The organism is Streptomyces hokutonensis, assembly GCF_000376565.1.
GTDB classification, from domain to species: domain Bacteria; phylum Actinomycetota; class Actinomycetes; order Streptomycetales; family Streptomycetaceae; genus Streptomyces; species Streptomyces hokutonensis.
Genome location: NZ_BARG01000033.1, coordinates 310018 through 329040 on the forward strand (window position 1 = coordinate 310018; position 19023 = coordinate 329040).

The following is a 19023-nucleotide window of genomic DNA, read 5'->3' on the forward strand; positions in this document are numbered from 1 at the left end:
TGGAGAAGAGGGAGAGACGATGGCGAGGGCACGGATCGTGGATCCGGAGGAGGGGCCCCGGTCGAAGCGTGGCGCGATCCTCGTGGCAGCCGTGGAGCGGTTCGGCGAGGACGGCTACGAGAACACCAAGTGGTCGGAGGTGGCCGACCGGGTCGGCATCGGGCAGACCGCCCTCTACCACTACTTCGAGTCCAAGGCCCACTGCCTGCTCACCATCATGCGGCTCGAACTCCAGCGCTCCCACGACCAGTTCGTCGAGGCCACGAAGGACGAGACGGACCCGGTGGAGGAGGTGCGCGCGGCGGTGCGGTCCGCGTTCGCCGTCACCGAGCAGGAGATCCGCCAGATGCGCATCCTCCAGGCCAACATGTCCCTGCTCGCCACCCCGCGGAAGTCCAAGCGCGAGGAGACCGAGCGCGTCGCGGCCCGCCAGCTGGTGCAGATGGTCGAGCGGGACTGGACGAGCCTGCTGATGCGCGGCATGTCGAAGGGCGCCTTCCCGCTCCGCGACGCGCACACCCTCGGCCTCTCCGTCCTCGGCATGATCGTCAGCGTCTGGCGGTGGTACCGGCCGACCGGCGCGATCCCCCTCTCGGAGATCAGCGAGATGATCGAGGGATGCGTGGTGCGGATGGTCGCCGAATAGTCTCCGCCCCGCCCCTTGTCGGCGGCGGGGCGGCCGTCCTACAGTCAAACTGAACTGAACTCAGGTTGTTTGATGATCCTGGGAAAGCTCTTTTGATGATGCTGGGAAAGTGACGCTGAGGGAGAGCGATCGGCAATGGTGCTTCGCGAATACATGGCCAGAATGGACGGCCAGGACCCGGAAAAGGCCCTCGAACTCCTGGAACCCGACTTCCGCTTCCTGATCGCGCTCCCGGGCGGCGGGCGGTCCGGTACGTCCCGCGCGGACTTCGCCGGCTACCTCGCCGGGCGGAACGCCGTGGACCGCAGGCATGAGATCGTGCGCTACTCGGTCGACGGCGACGTCGAGACGGCGTACGGCTTCGTCGTCGACGGCGGAGTGACCAGCGGGGCCTTTCTGTCCGCCGTGCGGGTGTCGCCGGGCGGGCTGATGGCGCGCTACCAGTCGTTCTTCACCCCCGACTTCGACCTCGTGGACCGGCCGTGAGCGCGCCCGCCACGTCCGCCGCCCCCTTCCTGACCACGTGGTTCGGGATCCTGGACAGTGACGACGCCGACCGCATCCTCGACCTGATCAGCGACGACTTCTCCTTCTCCATCCTGTTCTCCACGGGCGGCGACGCGGGCACCGACTTCCACGGCGGCCGCGCCGAGATGGAGGGCTATCTCGCCCAGCGTGAGGTGGGCACGCGCACCCACCACCTGCTCACCGGATCCGTCGTCGGCCGGGACGAGCTGTACCTCGGTGAGGTGCGCAGGGCGGGCGTACCGGAGGCGACCTTCGTCGCCTCGGCCCGGCTGGACGACGCGGGCAGGGTGCGGCACCTGCTGATCGGGCGCTCGCCCGCGGTCCTGTTCACCTGAGGAGACACGATGTACAACCTCGTTCTGCTGGCCGCCCGGCCGCCCGAGTGGACCCACGAACGGTTCATCGGCTGGTGGCGCGGCGAACACGCCGAACTCACCCGGCAGTTGCCCGGACTGAGGTCCTGGCGGCACACCGATATCGACGCGGCCCTCGAACCGCGCTCGGAGGGCTGGGACGGTCTCTCCGTCCTGGGCTTCGACACCGCCGAGGACCTGCGCAAGGCACTGGACAGTCCTGAGTGGGCCGCCGCCGTCGCCCAGGTCGGCGACATGCGCGGACGCCGGATCGCCGTCATGGGCGGCGAGTCGGAGATGTACGCGGACCCGGCGCAGCGGACCGGGCACACCGGGGCATGACCCGGGGCCGACCCGGAGCGCCCCCTTCGCAACGAGGCGAGGAAGCGGATGCGACAGACAGTACGGGAGTTCCAGGACCGATCCGAACAGGCCGACTTCACAGCCGTCGTCGACGACCAGGGGCCGCACGGCGCGCGTGAACTCCTGCTGCGTGCACATGAGTTGGCCGACGCGATGACCCCGAACGGTACGTCCGGCGGCACCGTGCTCCTCCAGGCCGACAACTCCTGGCGCACCGTCGCGGCGACCCTCGCCGTCGGGATGACCGGTGGAGTCCTCGCCCTCCTCAACCGCCACACGACCCGCGCCGAGTTCACCGCCGCGGTGGCGGACATCCGGCCAGACGTCCTGGTCGCCGAACCGTCCGCGATCGAGGAGTGGGACGCCGTCCCCGCCCTGCCGGACGCGGTGACCGCCGAGGCGCTCGACGGCTGGACGGTCCGCGCCGGACTCGGCCCGCGCGACGTCTCCCGCTGGTCCGGCGGCAGTCTCATCGGCCTCACCTCCGGCTCCACCGGCCGGCCCAAGGGCGTCGTCCAGTCCGAGAGCGCCCTGCGGTACGCGTGCTCCCGCACGGTCGACGTCAACGGACTGCGCGAGGGGGACGCGGTGGCCGCGGTCGTCCCGCTCTCCTCGACCGCCGCCTACTGCTTCGGGGTCTGCCTCGCGCTCATGCTGGGCGGCCCGCTCGTCCTGTCCGGCCGCTGGGACCGCGAGGAGGCACTCGCGCGGATGGCCGTCCACGACGTGCGGTGGACCATGTGCGTGCCCACCATGGCCCTCCAGATGGGCTCGGCGGCGGCCGGTTCCAAGGTCCTGGACGGTGTCCGCGCGATCACCGTGGGCGGCGGCCCCATGGACCGCGGGGCCCTCGCCCGCGCCGAACGCTCCCTGGGGACACGGATCCTGCGCGTCTTCGGCATGTCGGAGTGTCTCGGGCACACCTCGCCCCGGCCCGACGACCCCGAGGAGATCCGCCTCGGCCGTGACGGACGGCCCTTCCCCGGCACCGACCTCAGGGCCGTCGCCCCGGACGGCACCCCTCTCGGCCCCGGGGCGACCGGCCGGGCCCAGGTCCGCGGCCCCTCCCTCTTCCTCGGCTACGCCCGTGACGGCAAGGTCGAACCGCCGGCCCTCACCCCGGACGGCTTCTTCCCCACCGGCGACCTGCTGGTGACCGGCGAGGACGGCACCGTCACCATCATGGGCAGGGAGAAGGACGTCATCATCCGAGGCGGACGCAACCTCGACATCACCGAGATCGAGCGCGCCGTGGCCACCCATCCGGCGGTGGCGCGCGCCTGTGTGGCCCCCGTACCGGACCCGCTCCTCGGCGAACGGGCCGCCGTGCTCGTCGTGGTCGAGGACGGCAGCGGTGAACTCGGCCTCGACGAGATCAGGGCACACCTCGCCCGCACCGGCCTGTCCAAGGCCAAGTGGCCCGAATTCGCTTTCACCGTGGGCGAGTTGCCGCAGACCACTGTGGGCAAGCTCGACCGCTCGGGCGCCCGCAGGCTCGCCCACGAACTGCACGCGGGAATCGCCGTGCACCCCGAGCAGCACCGCCAAGGAGATGCATGACCTTCCCCACGACCCCCACTCCCCGCCTCGACCGCGGTAGTTGGGCACAGTCGGGACCCGAGACCGTACGACCCGGGGTCCACCGCATCCCCCTCCCGCTCCCGGAGGACGGACTGCGGGCCGTCAACGTCTACGCGCTGGAAGGGCTCACGGAGGGGTTGGTCCTGATCGACGGGGGCTGGTCGATTCCCGAGTCCCGCAAGGCACTTGAGGACGCCCTGGCCCGACTCGGCCACGATCTCGGCGAGATCGACCACATCCTGGTCACCCACATCCACCGCGACCACTACACCCAGGCCGTCGAACTGCGCAGGCTGCTCGGCTCCCGCGTCCACCTCGGCGCGGGGGAGCGGCGCGGACTCGAGCTGCTGGGGGAGTTGCGCACGGACGCGCCGGTCGGCTCGCTGGAGACGCTGCGCCGGGCCGGGGCCCACGACCTCGCCGAGCGCGTCCTCGCCACGTACCGCGGTGAGTTCGACGTCACCGTCTGGGAGGCCCCCGACCGCTGGCTGACGGCGGAGGAACTCCGCTTCGGGGACGTCCGGTTGACGGTCGTTCCGACGCCCGGCCACACCCAGGGCCATGTCGTCTACCTCGACCGGGAACGGGGACTGATGTTCTCCGGGGACCACGTCCTGCCGCACATCACCCCGTCCATAGGCTTCGAACTCGGCGGTCCCGCACTGCCGTTGGGCGACTACCTCGACTCGCTCCACCTGATGACCACTCTCGCGGACGCCCAACTCCTGCCCGCGCACGGCCCGGTCGGCGACAGCGTGCACGCCCGGGTCGGAGAGCTGCTGGCCCACCACGACGACCGGCTCACCGAGACGCGGGCCGCCCTCGGCGACCGCACGCGCACCGCGCACGAGGTGGCGCAGGAACTGGGGTGGACCCGTCGCAGGGTCTCCTTCGCCGATCTCGGCGTCTTCGACCGGATGCTCGCCGTCAACGAGACGGCGGCCCACCTGGACGTGCTGGTGGCCCGCGGCCGGGCCCGGCGCACGGAGTCCGACGGGGTCGACAGGTATACGGCGACCACGGGTTAGAGCGGCTCACCGCGCGGTCCAGCCCCCGTCGACGTACAGCTCGGACCCGGTCATGAAGCTCGCGTCGTCGGAGGCGAGGAAGGCAACGGCGGCGGCCACCTCCTCGGGCGTGCCCAGCCGGCCGAGCGGTGTCCCCTCCAGCATCGCGGTCAACCGGGGTGTGTCGCGCCACAGTTCGCGCGACCGGGGTGTCTCGATGAAGCCGGGGTGAAGCGAGTTCACCCTGACACCGCGCTTCGCCCAGTGCAGCGCGGCGTTCTTCGTCATCAGCCGTACGGCGCCTTTGGCCGCGTGGTACGAGAACTGGGCGCCGAAGCCGCCGACCGTGCCGAAGATCGACGCGACGTTGACGATCGAGCCGCCGCCGGACCGCTCGATGGACGGGCCGCCGTACTTCATGCCGAGCCACACCCCGGTCTGGGTCACGCCCAGAACCCGCTCCCAGGACTCCATCGTCTCGGTCTCGACCGTGTTCATCGAGGCGATCCCGGCGTTGTTGACCAGCACGGACAGCTCACCCCGGGCGGCGGTCGCCGCGGCGACCACATCACGCCACGCCGACTCGTCCGAGACGTCCAGGGCCATACCGAGGGCGCCGCCCCCGACCTCCGCGGCGAGCTTCTCGCAGCGCTCGGCATCGAGGTCGGTCACCACGACCGCCGCGCCCTCGGCCGCGAGCCGTCGTACGACGGCGTCGCCGATCCCACCCGTGGCACCGGTCACCAGCGCCGCCCTCCCGGCCAGCCTCGACTGCATCGGAACCCCTCTCGCTTGCTGATGGTGTGTCACATGCAGTGCGCGCAGGCTCAGTTCCGGACGCCGAGCCAGGCGAGCGCGCCGCCGTCGACGACGTACGACGACCCCGTGATGAACGCGGCGTCGTCGGAGGCCAGGAAGCAGGCCAGTTTCGCGACCTCCTCCGGGCGGCCGAGCCGCTTCACCAACTGCGGTGCGGTCAGCTCGCGTTCCATGGCGTCACGGCCCCCCGCGGCGGCGAAGTAGGCCTGGGCGAGCGGTGTGTCGATGACGCCGGGGCAGAAACAGTTGCAGCGCACCGGGGCGAGATCGACCGCGGTGACCTTGGTCAGATGGACGACACCGGCCTTGGTGACGCCGTAGGCCGGCGCGTTGGGGAAGCCGGTGAGGCCGGACACGGAGGCGGTGTTGACGATGGCGGGCCCGCGCCGTGAGCGGCGCAGATACGGCGCGGCGAACTTGGTCGTCAGCCACACCGCCTTGAGGTTGACCTCGTAGACCGCGTCCCAGACGGCCTCGGGCAGGGTGTCGACGCCACGGTCCGGCTCGGCGGTGAACGCGGTCTCGACGACCCCGGCGTTGTTGACGAGGACGTCGAGACCGTCGAAGCGCTCCGCCGTGCGCGTCACCATGTCGGCGATGCTGTCGCGGACGCGCAGATCACAGACGATCACCTCGGCCCGCGCGCCGGCGGCACGCACCAGTTCCGCGGTCTCGGCGGCGGTCTCCCCGGTCCGGTCGGCGACCGCCACGGCCGAGGCGCCCTGCCGGGCCATGCGGACCGCGATCGCCCGCCCGATGCCCTGGCCCGCCCCGGTGACGAGGCAGGTCCTGCCGTCCAAGGAACCCGTCATGAATCCGCTCCCAGCGCACATCACGCAACCTGAACTGAACTAGCTTCATTTTCTGTGAGTCTAGATTCGCGAGGCACCGGCGACAAGGCTCCGGGCGGATCCACCTCCGGTCCTCCCGGTCGCGCCACTGTCACCCGGCGGCGCTAACCTCGCCGGTCATGGGAGCACGAGCGCAGTACGTGGTGGTCGAGAACGGCGCCTGGCAGCGGTACTACTCGCACTGGGGCGCGAACCGGGTGGTCGACGATCTGCTGCCCGGTCCGGCCGCGGCGACACGCAGCTTCCGCGCCCACCGGGAGACCGGCGAATGGCTCGACGACGTGTGGTGCGAGGGCGCCGTGCTCGTCGACCACGACCGCCGGATCCTGCTCTGGTTCGCCTTCGTGGACGGCTGGGCCGACCACCTCGCCGCCCGTGCCGTACTGGCCGGGACCTGGCCCGGCTGGGACGTCCGCTTCGCGCACGACGGCATGGGCGATCTGACCCAACACTTGGGCCTGGGGCGGGAGTTGACCCGCACGCCGGGCTGGTTCGAGACCTTCGAGGCCGTCGGGTTCGCGCACACCGAGTACAGCGAGCCCCACTCCGTCGCCTCCCTGCGCCTGCCCGACGGAAGTGTTCGCGGGTGGGGCAGCGACTGGGAGCCCGTCGAACACCTCGCGGGCGGCCGAGGCCTGATGGACCATCTCGCCGCGTCGCCGGCCACTCCCGGGCTCACCGACATGCCGTACGGGGGCGTCCATTTCGACCCGGGGACCCGCACCGTCTCGCTCTGGGCGGTGCAGACCGTGGCCGGGATTCACGACTGGCCGTTGCCTGGCTGGGAGGACTGGGCGCTGGACTTCCGCGGCGACGACCACACACTGCAGGCCGAGCTGCTCCAGGCGGACTTCCCCTTCCCCCGGCCCCCGCTCGCCGCCGCACTGCGCAGGCTCGGCGACGGACTCGGCACCCCGCCACCCGACAACGGCCCACTCCTCGCCCGCGCGGCGGCCGCGCCCGGCCCCGAGGGCGCCACGCCCGTGGTGACCCCCGCCGCGCTGGTACCGCACGAACCGGCCGACCCCACCCCGGCCGAACTGGCCGCCCTGCGCGCGGCGATCACCGCACTGGTCGCGGAGGCGGAGGAATCACTGCCGTAACACTTCTAACAGAATTATCATCGAAATTGTTAACAATCCTGGGGCCCAACCGACAGTCTGGGACGCGACCGAGCCGCACGCCGCCCAACCTGCCCGCGATGTCGCCGAGGCGCTGGGTGCGTACGGCTGTGACCACGCAACCAGCTGTACAAGGAGGTCCACGGGTGGACGTCAACCGTAGAACTGTGATCCGGAGCGCCACGGGCGTCGCGGCCATGACCGCGTTCGGAGTCGCCGAGGGCGCGGCGGGCACGGCCTTCGCCGCCACTTCGTCATCGGGCAGTTCGTCGAAGAGCTCGTCGACCACGTCCTCGGCGTACTCGCTGGAGTTCGATCCCACCGCCTGGTCGTACGACGCGACCAACGACGTGTACTACCAGCTCGGCAAGGTGTACGTCGCCAACCCGGCCGCGACGGACTACGAGAACCTGTCGATCTATGTGCCGGGCGCCTATCTGACGGCCACCGCGAACAGCGACGGCACCACGTACACCGCGAAGCTCAACCGGAAGGGCACCGTCGGCCAGTACTCGGGAGGCACGGCGCCGATCGTGATCCCGGTCAACACCCCCGGCTACGCCCAGCAGGCGCCGGCCACGTCCTACAGCTACAGCAGCGTGTCGCAGTACCTCGCGGCCGGGCTCGTCTATGTGTGGCCGGGTCTGCGCGGCCGGGACAGTTCGACCAGCACCCGTTCCGACGCGGCGCCCTGGGGCGTGACCGACCTGAAGGCCGCGATCCGGTTCCTCCGGTACAACGAGAGCGTCCTGCCCGGCAGCACGGACGACATCGTCCTGTTCGGCATGAGCGGCGGCGGCGCCCAGGACACCGTGGCGGGCACGTCCGGTGACAGCCCCTTGTACCACCCGTACCTGCGCACGATCGGCGCGGCGATGGAGGACGCCCAGGGCCGCCCCCTCAGCGACGCGGTCGCCGGCGTCATGGCCTGGTGCCCGATCACCAACCTGGCGGAGGCCAATCTGTCCTACGAGTGGAACATGGGCCAGTTCGCCTCGACCGGCACCCGCGCGTCCACCACCTGGACCAGCGCCTACTCGGCCGACCTCGCGAAGGCCTGGCCCAAGTACCTCAACCGCCTCGGGCTGCGCGACGAGCACGGCAGGCGCCTGGAGCTGACCGGGTCCAGCAGCGGCACGTACCTGGCCGGCAGCTACTACGACCACCTGATCGAGGTGATCACCACCTCGCTGAACAACTTCCTGTCGGACAACACCTTCCCGTACACCATCACGACCCAGGGCGGCCCGCCCGGATCGGGCCAGACGGGGACCTCGACCACGTACGAGACGGTCGACGACTACATCGCCTACCTCAACACCGGCAGTACCTGGGTCACTTACGACGCCACGACCAACACCGCGACGGTGTCCGGCCTCGAAGGCTTCGTGGGCAGCCAGAAGAACGCGAACAAGCCGGTCGGCGCGTTCGACGGGGTCTCCCGAGGGCAGGGCGAGAACAGCGTCTTCGCGATGGGGCTGGGTGTCCCGTCCCACTTCGCGCCGCTCACCCGTGACGTCGTCAAGGCGAACGAGACGACGTACGCCACATACTCCGACTGGGACTCCGCCTACGGCGCCGCGGCCTACGACACCGACTTCGCGAAGAAGGACAGCGTCGGCAAGGACATGGCCTGGCGGGGCGACGCCTACAACCCGCTGTACTTCCTCTCGCCCGCCTTCGCCGGCTACCGGCAGTCGAAGGTGGCGCGGCACTGGCGCATCCGCACCGGCATCATGCAGGGCGACACGGGCAACACGACCGAGATCAACCTCCGGTTGGCGCTGCGGAACTACGGCATCCGCGACGTCGACTTCGCCACGGTGTGGGCCAAGGCGCACACCATGGCCGAGCGCACCGGAGACGCGACGACGAACTTCATCAGCTGGGTGGAGTCCGTGGTCAAGAAGTGACGAGCGGTTCTGACACACCGGGTGCCCGGCCGACGCTCGTCGGCCGGGCACCCGCTTGCGTGTTGTCGGCGGCGGATGTCAGCCGGCCGCGTGCCGCAGCCCGGCCAGGACCACGTCCGTGATCCTTTCCGCCCCGGCGCGGGTGAAGGGGCGCAGACCGCGGCTGACGTACAGGTGCACCGGGCCGGTCAGCAGCTCGGCGAGGAAGTAGCCGTCGACCGGCGGCAGTTCACCCCGTGCCGCGGCGGTGTCCACGACCTGCTGGAGCCGGGCCGGACGCCGCTCGAAGATCCGGTCGACGGGCAGGGCGACCTCGGGATTCTCCCGTGCGGACTGGATGACGCGCTGCATGGCGCGGCCGGTCGTCGTGGACAGCAGCTCGGCCAACGCCACCAGGTGGTCGACCAGGTCGTGGCGCAGATCCCCGGTGTCTTCCAACTCCAGCGCGGCCCTGCTCTCCGGCCGCGGCACCTCTCTGGCCCTCGGCGGCGCCCACTTCCTGGCCGAGGAACTCGAAGCCGCGGGCGGCGATCATACGATCGCGTTCGAGCGCTACGAGCAACGCCAGCGCCCCTACGCCGAGTTCGCCCAGAACAGTGTCAGGGACGGCGGCGAACTCATCATGCCCTCCACGCAGGAAGCGATCGACGCGCGCAACGCGCGGCTCCGGGCCGTCGCCGTCCGACAGCGGCATCGATGAGCACCGATGAGTTTTGCCGACCGGGCCGGTCTACCAGGACGTACATCATCGAGCCACTGACCGGAGACCCATCATGACCACTCCCGCACACCCCGGCCGCATGCTGTTCCTGAACATCCCCGTGCTGGACCTGGAGCGCAGCAAGGCGTTCTTCGCCAAGCTCGGGTTCAGCTTCAACCCGAAGTTCACCGACGAGACCGCCACCTGCATGCTGGTCGGCGAGCAGGCCTTCGTCATGCTGCTCACCCGCGAGAAGTTCGCGGAGTTCGCGAAGCTGCCGCTGGCCGATCCCACCACGCACACGCTGGCGCTCTACTGCTTCAGCGTGTCCTCCCGCGAGGAGGTCGACTCGGTCAGCGCCGCAGCGCTCGCGGCGGGCGGCACCGAGGTGGACGGCGCCGAGGACTACGGCTTCATGTACTCACGCAGCTTCTACGACCTCGACGGCCACGGCTGGCAGGTCATGTGGATGGACCCGGCGGCGGCCGAGCAGGGACCCGAGGAGTTCGCTGCCGCCACGCAGGATGCCGACGCCAGGGCCTGACCCGAGAAGTCGCACCCCTCTTTCGGAGTCCGGTGGCCCGAGTATGTCGAGAACGGGCCATCGACTCCGTCCCAGGGACGGCAGCGGTCACCACCGGCCGCACAAGGAAGAGGGAGAAACCGGCATGGCGATTCAGCGGATGGACAACGTCGGCATCGTCGTCGAGGACATGGACGCCGCCGTCGCGTTCTTCGTGGAACTCGGAATGGAGCTGGAGGGCAGGGGAGAGGTCCAGGGCCTCTTCGCCGACCAGTGCACCGGACTCGACGGCGTCCACTGCGACATCGCGATGCTCCGGACCCCGGACGGCCACAGCCGGCTCGAACTCGCGAAGTACCGCAGCCCCGAGGCGATCAGCGACGGGCCGCGCGACCGGCCGCACAACATCCTGGGCACCCACCGCGTCATGTTCGCCGTCGACGACATCAAGGACACCGTCGCCCGTCTGCGCCCGCACGGCGCCGAACTCCTCGGCGAGATCGCCCGGTTCGAGGACATCTACCTGCTCTGCTACGTCCGCGGCCCGGAGGGCATCATCGTCGGACTGGCCGAGCAACTGGGCTGAGAAGAAGGGCGCACGGTGAACCGGCGCGGTGCCCGGGAATGGTCGGGAACCCGCCCCGCGTTGCCACGACCATGACGACGAACGAGCCCCGGCCCGAGGTGTTGCGCTACACCGCCTTCTCCAGCGACCCTTCCGGCGGAAACCCCGCCGGCGTCGTGCTGGACGCCACCGACCTGGCCGACAGCGACATGCTGGCCATCGCCGCCGAGCTCGGATACTCGGAGTCCGCGTTCCTGACCGCGCCCCCGGAGGGCCTCGGCGGTCCGGACGGGCGGGCGTACCGCATCCGGTACTTCAGCCCCAAGGCCGAGGTGCCGTTCTGCGGGCACGCCACCGTCGCGACCGCCGTCGCACTGGCCGAACGGATCGGCACGGGCGAGCTGGTGTTCGCGACGCGCGCGGGCACCGTACCCGTGGAGGTGACCGAGGAGAACGGGACGCTCCGGGCCACACTCACCAGCGTCGAACCGCACACCGAGGAGATCACCGACGCCGATCTCGACGAGGCGCTCGCCGCGCTCGACTGGCCGCGAGCCGATCTCGACCCCGCGTTCCCGCCCCGTATCGCCTTCGCCGGCGCCCGCCATCTCGTGCTCGCGGCGGCGACCCGCGCCCGACTCACGGATCTCGCCTACGACTTCGGGCGCCTCGAAGCCCTGATGCACCAACTGGACCTGACCACGGTCCAGTTGGTGTGGCGGGAGTCGGCCACGGTCTTCCACGTCCGTGACCCCTTCCCCGTCGGCGGCGTCGTCGAGGACCCGGCGACGGGCGCGGCGGCCGCCGCGTTCGGCGCGTACGCGCGTGAACTCGGCCTGGTCCCCGAGGACTCCGTCCTCACGCTGCACCAGGGCGAGGACCTGGGCCGCCCCGGCGAACTCACCGTGACGCTGCGCGCGGGCGACCCGCGTGTCCGCGTCGCCGGCGCGGGAGCACGCATCGACATCGGCTGAAGCACCGGCTGCCACGACGCGGTGCACATGTCCGCCCGTCCCCGGTGTTCGGCGGCCGGCGAGCCGATACGCTGAACGACAGCCATGTCGGGGGCGGGGCTGGGGGCGTGGACATGGATCCGCGAATGCAGTTGTCGGTGGGCGGATACGTCTGCGAGCGCGAGTTGGGCCGCGGCGGACAAGGCGTGGTGTGGCTCGCGCGGGACCGGGCGGGACAGCAGGTCGTGGTGAAGTTCCTGCTGCCGGGCAAGGAGTACGACGAGGTCGCGCTCGCCCGGGTGCGCCGGGAGTTCGGCGCCGCGAGCCGGGTCGGTGAACTGGCCACGGCCCGGGTCCTCGACGCGGACCTCACCGGCCGACACCCGTACATCGTCAGCGAGTTCGTCCCGGGCCCCACGATCCACCAGCATGTGACCGCGGGCGGCCCGCTGTCCTCGGGCCGGCTTCAGTCCCTGGCACTGGCCGTCGCACACGCGCTGGCACAGGTGCACCGGGCGGGAGTCGTGCACCGCGACATCAAACCGTCCAACATCCTGCTCTCCCCGGACGGACCGCGGATCATCGACTTCGGTATCGCCCGCGACGACCGCCTGCTGGAGTCCGCGCTCACCACCCCGGGCAGCGTGCTCGGCTCACCCGCCTACATGTCACCCGAGCAGGTCAAGTCGCTCCGCGTCACCAGCGCCACCGACGTGTTCTCCCTCGGCGGCACGCTCTACTTCGCCGCCACGGGCAGACATCCCTTCGAGGGGGAGAGCGACTACGAGGTGCTGGTCGCCGTGTCCACCCGCGACGCGGATCTCACAGAGGTACCGGAACCGGTCCGCTCGGCCATCGCCGACTGCCTCCGCAAGGACCCGGCGGAACGCCCCACCGCCGCCCAACTCATCACCAGGCTCGCGGAAGCGGCGGAGGCGACGGACGAAGCGCGCACGGAGACGAGCACGCCACCACCGGGAAACGGCGGCGAAAGCAGTGGCTCCGCTCCCGCGGCCGGCCCTGGCGCTTCCCCCGGCAGAAGCGCCAAACAGTTACGCCTGTGGGGCTTCGCGGCCGGCAGCGCCGCGGTGGCCGTACTGCTCGCGATCGTGCTCAGCACCACCTCGGGGGGATCGGCCCCGCAGACCCACAGCTCCGGGAGCTCCACGAACCCCCAACCCCTCACGTACACCGACGACTTGACCGACTCGGGCGACTGGTCGTACAAGGACCCGACCCTGGCGAGGATCACGCACCAGGGCGGGACCATGCTCGTGGATCCCAAGTCCGAACTGGAGGTGTGGCCACAGGCCCCCTTCGAACCGTCGTCGTTCGCGGTACGGCTGAGCACCCAGACGGAGTGGTACGGCGGTGAGGGCGGGGTCGGGCTGTGGTGCGACGGCTCGGGGGACTACCGCAAGGGCTCCCGCTGGGCCACCTATCTGACGACGGATCAGGAAGCCCTGATCGTGCGCGAGTTCAGGTACAAGGGCGCCTTCCAGCACGACCGGGTCGTCGAGGTCGACCTCGCGGACCTGGGCCTGGAAGTGGAGACCGGGAAGGAGGTCGACATGTCGATGACCTGTTCCCCGGCCGGCGCGGGCCGGATCAAGGTCGAACTCGCCGTCAACGGCACCCGGGTCGCCTCCTACACCGGCGTCGCCTTCGACGCGCGGGGCTGCGGGCTGGCCGCCTTCCACTACAGCGCGACCGACCCGCGCGGCACGGCCTTCCACGCGGGCTTCGAGCGCTTCATCGCGGCGGAACTGCCGACCAACTGACAGGGGCCGGTCACTGCCGATGTGATCCGCGGTTCTTGCCCAGCTCTTCCCTTCCCTTGATGAACCTCGACGGCTCCTTTCACCTCTACGACATGTAGTAGAGGTTGCCCCGACGTGAACCGCCGACCGACGAGGGCGGAACGAGGAGGAGAAGGACGCCATGGATGACGGTCCCCGCGCCGGCGGTGGTCTGCGACTGCGGCGCCGTGACGCGCCCGCCACCGCCGGGCCGCCGCTGACCCGGCCGCTCACCACCGGGTCCGCCGCGCCGCAGCAGCTGCACCGGGGGATGACACTGATCGCCACGATCAGCCTGTTCATCGGCACCCGCGACGCCTGGACCAGGGCGATGACCTCCCGTCCGCCCGTCGCCGGGATCATCTCCGTCTGTTACGCGGGGATCCTGGTCGCCGGAGTCCTGACCCTCACCACCCGCACCCGGCGCGCCCTGACCAGGGTCGACGCCGGAGTCCTGGTGCTCGCCGTCGTCCTGGTGCTCTGCGGCTACTGGCTCAACCACGCCGGCACCGACGAGGGCGTACTCACCGCGCAGGCCGCGAACCAGATCCTGCACGGCCACCCCGTCTACGGCCAGCCCTGGCCCTGGCTCTTCGACTCCTCGTCCGTCGGCATCACCAAGACCATGTCGGGCAGCGCCGACTACACCTACGGCTACCCGCCGCTGACCGCGCTGCTCGCCGCCCCCGTGCACGCCGTGATCCACTCCACGGCCGCCGCCACCCTCGTCACCACCGGCGCGCTCCTCGCGGGCGCCGTCCTGCTGTGGCTGCTGCTCCCGGCCCCCTGGCGGTCCGCCGCCACCGCCGTCTGCCTCGGCTTCGGCTTCCTCCCCGGCTACGCCTACTCCGGCTACCCGGCCGTCCTCGCCCTGGTCCTGCTCATCCCGGTGGTGGTCAGGTGGCCCGACACCGGAGCCGGCGGCCGGCTCGGACTCCCCGGAGTGCTCCAGGCCCTCTGCCTCGGCGCGGCCTGCGCCACCCAGCAACTCGCCTGGTTCCTCACACCGTTCCTCCTCGTCGGCCTCTACGCCGTCCGCCGCGGCGACCTCGGCCCCCGGCTCGCCCTCGGCGTGATCGCCCGCTACACCGGCACCGCCGCACTGACCTGGGCCGCGATCAACGCCTACTTCGCCGCCGAGGACTTCTCCAGCTGGCTGCACGGACTGCTGCTCCCGATCACCCAGAAGGCGATCCTGCACGGCCAGGGCCTGATGGGGATCTCGTACTACTTCACCGCAGGCAGCAGGCACCTCGACTACTACTCCTACGGCAGTCTCCTGCTCCTGTTCGGCCTGCTCGCCGCCACCCTGCTGTTCGTGCGGCGGCTCGGCCCGGCGATCACCGTGCTGCCCTGGCTGAGCTTCTACCTCGCCACCCGGTCCCAGGACGGCTACTTCCTGATGATGACCCCGCTGTGGCTCGCGGCGGCCGCCACCGTCCCCGCCTCCGCGCTGGCCTCGGCCTGGCAGCCCCGCATCCCGCGCCTGACCGCACGCCCGGCCCGGGCCGTGCTCGCGGCGGGGCTGCTCGCGCCCGCCGTCGTGTGTGTGACGATCGCGGCGGCCAGTCCGCCGCCGCTGCGCATGAACGTCACGGCGGACATCGTGGAGCGCTCCGGGCACCGTGACATCACGCAGCTCGTCGCCCGGGTCGTCAACACGACCGGCACCCGGCTCACCCCCCACTTCGCCAGCCGCCTCGGGCAGGGCGCCTCCGACTGGTGGACCGCCTCCGGCGGCCCGCGGTCCCTCGCCCCGCACGCCTCGGCGACGTATGTCGTGAAGCCGCCCGGAGGCCTGAGGCGGGTGCCGGGCGGCTCGCATCCCCGCTTCTATCTCATCGCCGTCACCGGTACCCCGATGACCATCACCACCGCCCGCATTCCGACCAGTTGACCGACCTTGACGCAAAATGAAAGTCCGTAAATGAGAAAGCCCCTGCGGTGTTCTCATCTGAGATTGTTATATTGCGCAACCACGCAAGCGAGGTGGGAACCCCGTCTCGTCCGACCTGACATGGCCGCGCGCCCCTGGCCGCAGCACCGACGGCCTGAACGGCCCGACCGTTTTGTGGGAGTGCCAGATGACCGACCTCGGGGACGGCCCCGTGGGCCACGCCACGCGCAGCCGCACACGAGGGGTGCCCAGACCGCGGGCGGGTGAGGCCGACGAGCCGCTGCCCACCGGCGGCCGGGCCGCCTCCCGCGCCGCGGCCCGCCAGGCACCGCGCGGCGGATCCCGCGCGGCCGGCCGTGCCGCCTCGCGCCGCAAACAGCCTCCGCGCGGCAGGCGGGTGCTGAAGATCAGCGCGATATCCCTGTCGGTGGTGATCATGGTGACCGCGGGCGCCGGCTGGTGGTTCTACGAGCACCTGAACGGCAACATCAACAGCGTCCCGATCGACGACGGCGCGGGCGGCAAGGAGAAGGCAGACGCCTTCGGCCGCACTCCGATCAACCTCCTGGTGATGGGCAGCGACGCCCGGTCCAGTACGACCGACTGCAAGCTCGGCGGCGGCTGCTCGACGACCGGTGTGCAGTCCGGGAACGGCAACGCCGACGTGGAGATGGTGGTGCACATCTCGGCGGACCGTTCCAACGCCACCGTGATGAGCATCCCCCGCGACACCATGACCCAGGTCCCCGCCTGCAAGGACCCCAAGAGCGGCCAGTCGACGTCCGGCTACTACGGGCAGATCAACAGCGCCCTCCAGTACGGGCAGGAATGCCAGGTCAAGACCGTGCACGCGCTCACCGGCATCACCATCGACCACTTCGTGCAGATGGACTTCTCCGGTGTGGTGAAGATGTCCGACGCGGTCGGCGGTGTCTCGGTGTGCGTCGACGCCGACGTCTACGACACCTACTCGCACCTGAAGCTCGCCAAGGGCACCCACACCCTCAAGGGCACCGCGGCACTGGAGTTCGTGCGCTCCCGGCACGGCTTCGGCGACGGCAGCGACCTCGGCCGTACCGTCTCCCAGCACATCTTCCTCAGCGCCATGATCCGCAAGTTCAAGAGCGCAGGCACCCTCACCAACCCCTCGGCGGTCTACAACCTGGCCGACGCGGCCACGAAGGCGCTCACCGTCGACACGGGCCTGGGCACCGTCAAGAAGCTCATCGGGCTCGCCGCGGACCTGGACAAGGTGCCGACGAAGCGCATGACCTTCACCACCATGCAGACCGGCGCCGACCCGGCCAACGCCAACCGGGTCGTGCCCGCCGCCGCCGCGAAGAGCCTGTTCGCGACGATCGCCAACGACCAGTCGCTGACCAGCTCGTCCGGCAAGAAGTCGGCGGCGGCCACCGCGACCGCCACGGCGGTCGCCGTACCGGCCGCGAAGATCGCCGTCACGGTGGAGAACGGCACCAGCATCAGCGGCCGGGCCTCCACCGTCGCCACCGGCCTCATAGACGGCGGCTTCAGCTCCGGCACCACCACCGGCAACGCCTCCGTCAGCGCGACCACGACCACCCTCACCTACGGCACCGGACTGAAGGCCGAGGCCCAGACCGTGGCCAAGGCGATCGGCCTCTCCTCCTCGCACCTCAAGCAGGGAACCGGCACCGGCCTGACCCTGGTCATCGGCACGGACTGGCCCAGCGGTACGACGCTCCCCGGCGGCTCCTCGTCCCCGGCCCCGGCCGACACCAAGGCGGCCACCAGCAACGCCAAGGCCGCGACCGCCGACCAGTCCAAGTGCGCCGAGGTCAGCCCCTACAAGACCGTCAGCCTCAACGGCGTCGCGATGACCCCGACCCAGGCGTACCGGGCGGCGACGAACAAGAAGGACTCGGCGTCCTGACCCACGGCTAACGCGCGGCGGCGGTCCAGGTGATGCGCGGGGGATCCACCCGCGCGCACAGCGGGCCGCCGTTCGCGTCGGTCAGGCCGAGACGGCCCACCAGCAGGCCGTCGCGCGCGGCGGCGGCGAGCACGTCGGCGGGCACGGAGTCGAGCATGAGCTTGGCGCGCCGGAACATCGTGAAGACACCGTCCCCGTCGACCGTCCCCCAGGACAGATAGACGAACCGCAGGCCCATCCGGTGCTGCACATAGGGGCCGGTGACCACGACGCCGTCCGGCGTGACCTCCGCCGCGCACTCCAGCGTCCAGGTCGCGGACGCGGCGTCCCCCGGCTGCGGATCGAGCAGCTCGGCAGGCCGGTCCCGGCGCTGCACGGCGACGTGGACGTCGTCGTACGTCGGGACGGGCTTGCCGGCGGGGGCGGGGAAGGTACGGCCGGGCAGGTCGACGGCGTCGATGCGGAGGTGCATACGGGCCATCATGCCGCGCCCGCCCTCCGTACCCTCAGTCGATCAAGGGGAAGTGGCAGGCGGTGTGACGACCGGAGGCCGTCGGAGTCAGCCGGGGCCGTTCCGTGGCGCAGAGCTCACGCGCGTAAGGACAGCGGGTGCGGAACGGGCATCCCGTCGGCTTGTCCACCGGGTTGGGCACCTCACCGGTCAGCACGATCCGCTCGCGGCGCGGCGCGTCCGCACCGTCGTCGATGTCCGGGACCGCCGACAACAGCGCCTGCGTGTACGGATGCGCCGGCTCCTTGTACAGGGCCTCCGTCTCATCGAGTTCGACGATCTCCCCGAGATACATGACCGCGATCCGGTCCGACACATGCCGGACCACCCCGAGGTCGTGCGCGATGAAGACGTACGTGAGCGCGAACTCCTCCTGAAGATCCGCGAACAGGTTCAACACCTGTGCCTGGATGGACACATCGAGCGCCGACACCGGTTCGTCGGCGACGATCAGCTTCGGGTTCGTCGCCAACGCCCGCGCGATACCGATGCGTTGCCGCTGCCCACCGGAGAACTCGTGCGGATAGCGGTCCAGATGGGCCGCCGCCAGCCCTACGACGTCGAAGAGCTCGGCGACCCGACGGCGCACGGCGGCGGCGTCGCCGTACCGGTGCACGAGCAGCGGCTCCGCCACGATGTCCCCGGCGCGGCGGCGCGGGTTCAGCGAGGCCTGCGGGTCCTGGAACACCAGCTGCATCCCGGGACGTACGGGGCGCAGCCGCCGCGTGGACAGGGTGCTGATGTCCTGGCCGTCGAACTCGACCCGCCCGCCCGTGAGTTCGGTGAGCCGGACCAGACAGCGGCCGAGCGTCGACTTGCCGCAGCCCGACTCGCCGACGATGCCTAGCGTCTCCCCACCGCGCACCTCCAGCGACACCCCGTCCACGGCCCGCAGCACCCTGCGGTGCCGGGAGAACCCGTCGGCGCGCAGGGGATAGTGCTTGGTGACGTCGGAGGCGCGCAGCAGCACCTCTGACGGTG

At 70.8% G+C, this 19023-nt stretch carries 20 protein-coding genes; 15 read left to right on the top strand and 5 right to left on the bottom strand.

From position 1 onward, the window contains the following. Positions 1-19: 19 nt before the first annotated feature. The 6 genes from SSP08S_RS20700 (at position 20) to SSP08S_RS20725 (ending at position 4499) form a co-directional block, all read left to right on the top strand. Positions 20-646 carry a TetR/AcrR family transcriptional regulator gene (locus SSP08S_RS20700; protein ID WP_019069538.1) on the top strand — a complete coding sequence of 209 codons (627 nt, stop codon included), beginning with the start codon at positions 20-22 and terminating at the stop codon, positions 644-646. A gap of 135 nt (positions 647-781) precedes the next feature. Then, on the top strand, positions 782-1132 hold the full coding sequence (locus tag SSP08S_RS20705) for a nuclear transport factor 2 family protein (RefSeq protein WP_019069539.1): 351 nt from the start codon (positions 782-784) through the stop codon (positions 1130-1132). After that, a complete protein-coding gene (locus SSP08S_RS20710) occupies positions 1129-1509 on the top strand; it encodes a nuclear transport factor 2 family protein (protein ID WP_019069540.1) in 381 nt (126 codons plus the stop codon). Before SSP08S_RS20705 ends, SSP08S_RS20710 begins: the two co-directional genes overlap by 4 nt. Before the next feature lie 9 nt (positions 1510-1518). Beyond that, the gene (locus tag SSP08S_RS20715; protein WP_019069541.1) at positions 1519-1869 is read left to right on the top strand and encodes an EthD family reductase; all 351 of its coding nucleotides are present in this window, start codon (positions 1519-1521) and stop codon (positions 1867-1869) included. Between the two features lie 48 nt (positions 1870-1917). After that, positions 1918-3450 (top strand): class I adenylate-forming enzyme family protein, encoded by a 1533-nt coding sequence (locus SSP08S_RS20720; protein ID WP_019069542.1) that lies wholly within the window; start codon positions 1918-1920, stop codon positions 3448-3450. Next, entirely contained in the window at positions 3447-4499 is a 1053-nt protein-coding gene (locus SSP08S_RS20725; RefSeq protein ID WP_019069543.1) for an MBL fold metallo-hydrolase, read from the top strand. The genes SSP08S_RS20720 and SSP08S_RS20725 overlap by 4 nt, the downstream gene beginning before the upstream one ends. A 6-nt stretch (positions 4500-4505) precedes the next feature. Here the strand turns inward: SSP08S_RS20725 and SSP08S_RS20730 are convergent, their stop codons facing one another. Then, positions 4506-5255 (bottom strand): SDR family NAD(P)-dependent oxidoreductase, encoded by a 750-nt coding sequence (locus SSP08S_RS20730; RefSeq protein WP_019069544.1) that lies wholly within the window; start codon positions 5253-5255, stop codon positions 4506-4508. A gap of 50 nt (positions 5256-5305) precedes the next feature. Continuing rightward, positions 5306-6109 (bottom strand): SDR family NAD(P)-dependent oxidoreductase, encoded by an 804-nt coding sequence (locus tag SSP08S_RS20735; RefSeq protein WP_019069545.1) that lies wholly within the window; start codon positions 6107-6109, stop codon positions 5306-5308. Between the two features lie 158 nt (positions 6110-6267). On the opposite strand from SSP08S_RS20735, the gene SSP08S_RS20740 reads away from it, so the two are divergent. Together SSP08S_RS20740 and SSP08S_RS20745 are read left to right on the top strand one after the other, a co-directional pair. After that, positions 6268-7251 (top strand): hypothetical protein, encoded by a 984-nt coding sequence (locus SSP08S_RS20740; protein ID WP_158697184.1) that lies wholly within the window; start codon positions 6268-6270, stop codon positions 7249-7251. Between the two features lie 185 nt (positions 7252-7436). Continuing rightward, a complete protein-coding gene (locus SSP08S_RS20745; protein ID WP_019069547.1) occupies positions 7437-9182 on the top strand; it encodes a hypothetical protein in 1746 nt (581 codons plus the stop codon). 78 nt (positions 9183-9260) lie between these two features. On the opposite strand, the gene SSP08S_RS55600 is transcribed toward SSP08S_RS20745, so the two are convergent. Next, positions 9261-9620 (bottom strand): TetR-like C-terminal domain-containing protein, encoded by a 360-nt coding sequence (locus tag SSP08S_RS55600; protein WP_019069548.1) that lies wholly within the window; start codon positions 9618-9620, stop codon positions 9261-9263. Between SSP08S_RS55600 and SSP08S_RS20755 the strand changes: the two genes are divergently transcribed. The 7 genes from SSP08S_RS20755 (at position 9610) to SSP08S_RS20785 (ending at position 17531) form a co-directional block, all read left to right on the top strand. Beyond that, positions 9610-9882, top strand: coding sequence for a hypothetical protein (locus SSP08S_RS20755; RefSeq protein WP_019069549.1), 273 nt, complete (start codon positions 9610-9612; stop codon positions 9880-9882). The two genes, SSP08S_RS55600 and SSP08S_RS20755, sit on opposite strands and share 11 nt — an antisense overlap. Positions 9883-9955: 73 nt before the next feature. Further along, complete coding sequence (locus tag SSP08S_RS20760) at positions 9956-10426, top strand: VOC family protein (protein ID WP_026178684.1); 471 nt, start codon at positions 9956-9958, stop codon at positions 10424-10426. Between the two features lie 124 nt (positions 10427-10550). Then, positions 10551-10991 carry a VOC family protein gene (locus SSP08S_RS20765; RefSeq protein ID WP_026178685.1) on the top strand — a complete coding sequence of 147 codons (441 nt, stop codon included), beginning with the start codon at positions 10551-10553 and terminating at the stop codon, positions 10989-10991. A 71-nt stretch (positions 10992-11062) separates the two neighbouring features. After that, on the top strand, positions 11063-11944 hold the full coding sequence (locus SSP08S_RS20770; RefSeq protein ID WP_019069552.1) for a PhzF family phenazine biosynthesis protein: 882 nt from the start codon (positions 11063-11065) through the stop codon (positions 11942-11944). Positions 11945-12057: 113 nt separating this feature from the next. Further along, positions 12058-13704 (top strand): serine/threonine-protein kinase, encoded by a 1647-nt coding sequence (locus SSP08S_RS58210; RefSeq protein WP_158697185.1) that lies wholly within the window; start codon positions 12058-12060, stop codon positions 13702-13704. A 160-nt stretch (positions 13705-13864) separates the two neighbouring features. After that, positions 13865-15619 carry a hypothetical protein gene (locus tag SSP08S_RS20780; protein ID WP_019069553.1) on the top strand — a complete coding sequence of 585 codons (1755 nt, stop codon included), beginning with the start codon at positions 13865-13867 and terminating at the stop codon, positions 15617-15619. Positions 15620-15806: 187 nt separating this feature from the next. Then, positions 15807-17531 carry an LCP family protein gene (locus SSP08S_RS20785; protein WP_019069554.1) on the top strand — a complete coding sequence of 575 codons (1725 nt, stop codon included), beginning with the start codon at positions 15807-15809 and terminating at the stop codon, positions 17529-17531. A gap of 7 nt (positions 17532-17538) precedes the next feature. Here SSP08S_RS20785 and SSP08S_RS20790 read toward each other — a convergent pair whose 3' ends face one another. Together SSP08S_RS20790 and SSP08S_RS20795 are read right to left on the bottom strand one after the other, a co-directional pair. Beyond that, complete coding sequence (locus tag SSP08S_RS20790; RefSeq protein WP_102133383.1) at positions 17539-18003, bottom strand: DUF5990 family protein; 465 nt, start codon at positions 18001-18003, stop codon at positions 17539-17541. 34 nt (positions 18004-18037) lie between these two features. After that, positions 18038-19012 (bottom strand): ABC transporter ATP-binding protein, encoded by a 975-nt coding sequence (locus SSP08S_RS20795; RefSeq protein ID WP_019069556.1) that lies wholly within the window; start codon positions 19010-19012, stop codon positions 18038-18040. Positions 19013-19023 lie beyond the last annotated feature (11 nt).

What these genes read in the sequence shown, in the direction of transcription:
- SSP08S_RS20700 (WP_019069538.1), top strand. Translation starts at nt 20, where the DNA reads ATGGCGAGGGCACGGATCGTGGATCCGGAGGAGGGGCCCCGGTCGAAG.
- SSP08S_RS20705 (WP_019069539.1), top strand. Translation starts at nt 782, where the DNA reads ATGGTGCTTCGCGAATACATGGCCAGAATGGACGGCCAGGACCCGGAA.
- SSP08S_RS20715 (WP_019069541.1), top strand. Translation starts at nt 1,519, where the DNA reads ATGTACAACCTCGTTCTGCTGGCCGCCCGGCCGCCCGAGTGGACCCAC.
- SSP08S_RS20720 (WP_019069542.1), top strand. Translation starts at nt 1,918, where the DNA reads ATGCGACAGACAGTACGGGAGTTCCAGGACCGATCCGAACAGGCCGAC.
- SSP08S_RS20725 (WP_019069543.1), top strand. Translation starts at nt 3,447, where the DNA reads ATGACCTTCCCCACGACCCCCACTCCCCGCCTCGACCGCGGTAGTTGG.
- SSP08S_RS20730 (WP_019069544.1), bottom strand. Translation starts at nt 5,255, where the DNA reads ATGCAGTCGAGGCTGGCCGGGAGGGCGGCGCTGGTGACCGGTGCCACG.
- SSP08S_RS20735 (WP_019069545.1), bottom strand. Translation starts at nt 6,109, where the DNA reads ATGACGGGTTCCTTGGACGGCAGGACCTGCCTCGTCACCGGGGCGGGC.
- SSP08S_RS20740 (WP_158697184.1), top strand. Translation starts at nt 6,268, where the DNA reads ATGGGAGCACGAGCGCAGTACGTGGTGGTCGAGAACGGCGCCTGGCAG.
- SSP08S_RS20760 (WP_026178684.1), top strand. Translation starts at nt 9,956, where the DNA reads ATGACCACTCCCGCACACCCCGGCCGCATGCTGTTCCTGAACATCCCC.
- SSP08S_RS20765 (WP_026178685.1), top strand. Translation starts at nt 10,551, where the DNA reads ATGGCGATTCAGCGGATGGACAACGTCGGCATCGTCGTCGAGGACATG.
- SSP08S_RS20770 (WP_019069552.1), top strand. Translation starts at nt 11,063, where the DNA reads ATGACGACGAACGAGCCCCGGCCCGAGGTGTTGCGCTACACCGCCTTC.
- SSP08S_RS58210 (WP_158697185.1), top strand. Translation starts at nt 12,058, where the DNA reads ATGGATCCGCGAATGCAGTTGTCGGTGGGCGGATACGTCTGCGAGCGC.
- SSP08S_RS20780 (WP_019069553.1), top strand. Translation starts at nt 13,865, where the DNA reads ATGGATGACGGTCCCCGCGCCGGCGGTGGTCTGCGACTGCGGCGCCGT.
- SSP08S_RS20785 (WP_019069554.1), top strand. Translation starts at nt 15,807, where the DNA reads ATGACCGACCTCGGGGACGGCCCCGTGGGCCACGCCACGCGCAGCCGC.
- SSP08S_RS20790 (WP_102133383.1), bottom strand. Translation starts at nt 18,003, where the DNA reads ATGCACCTCCGCATCGACGCCGTCGACCTGCCCGGCCGTACCTTCCCC.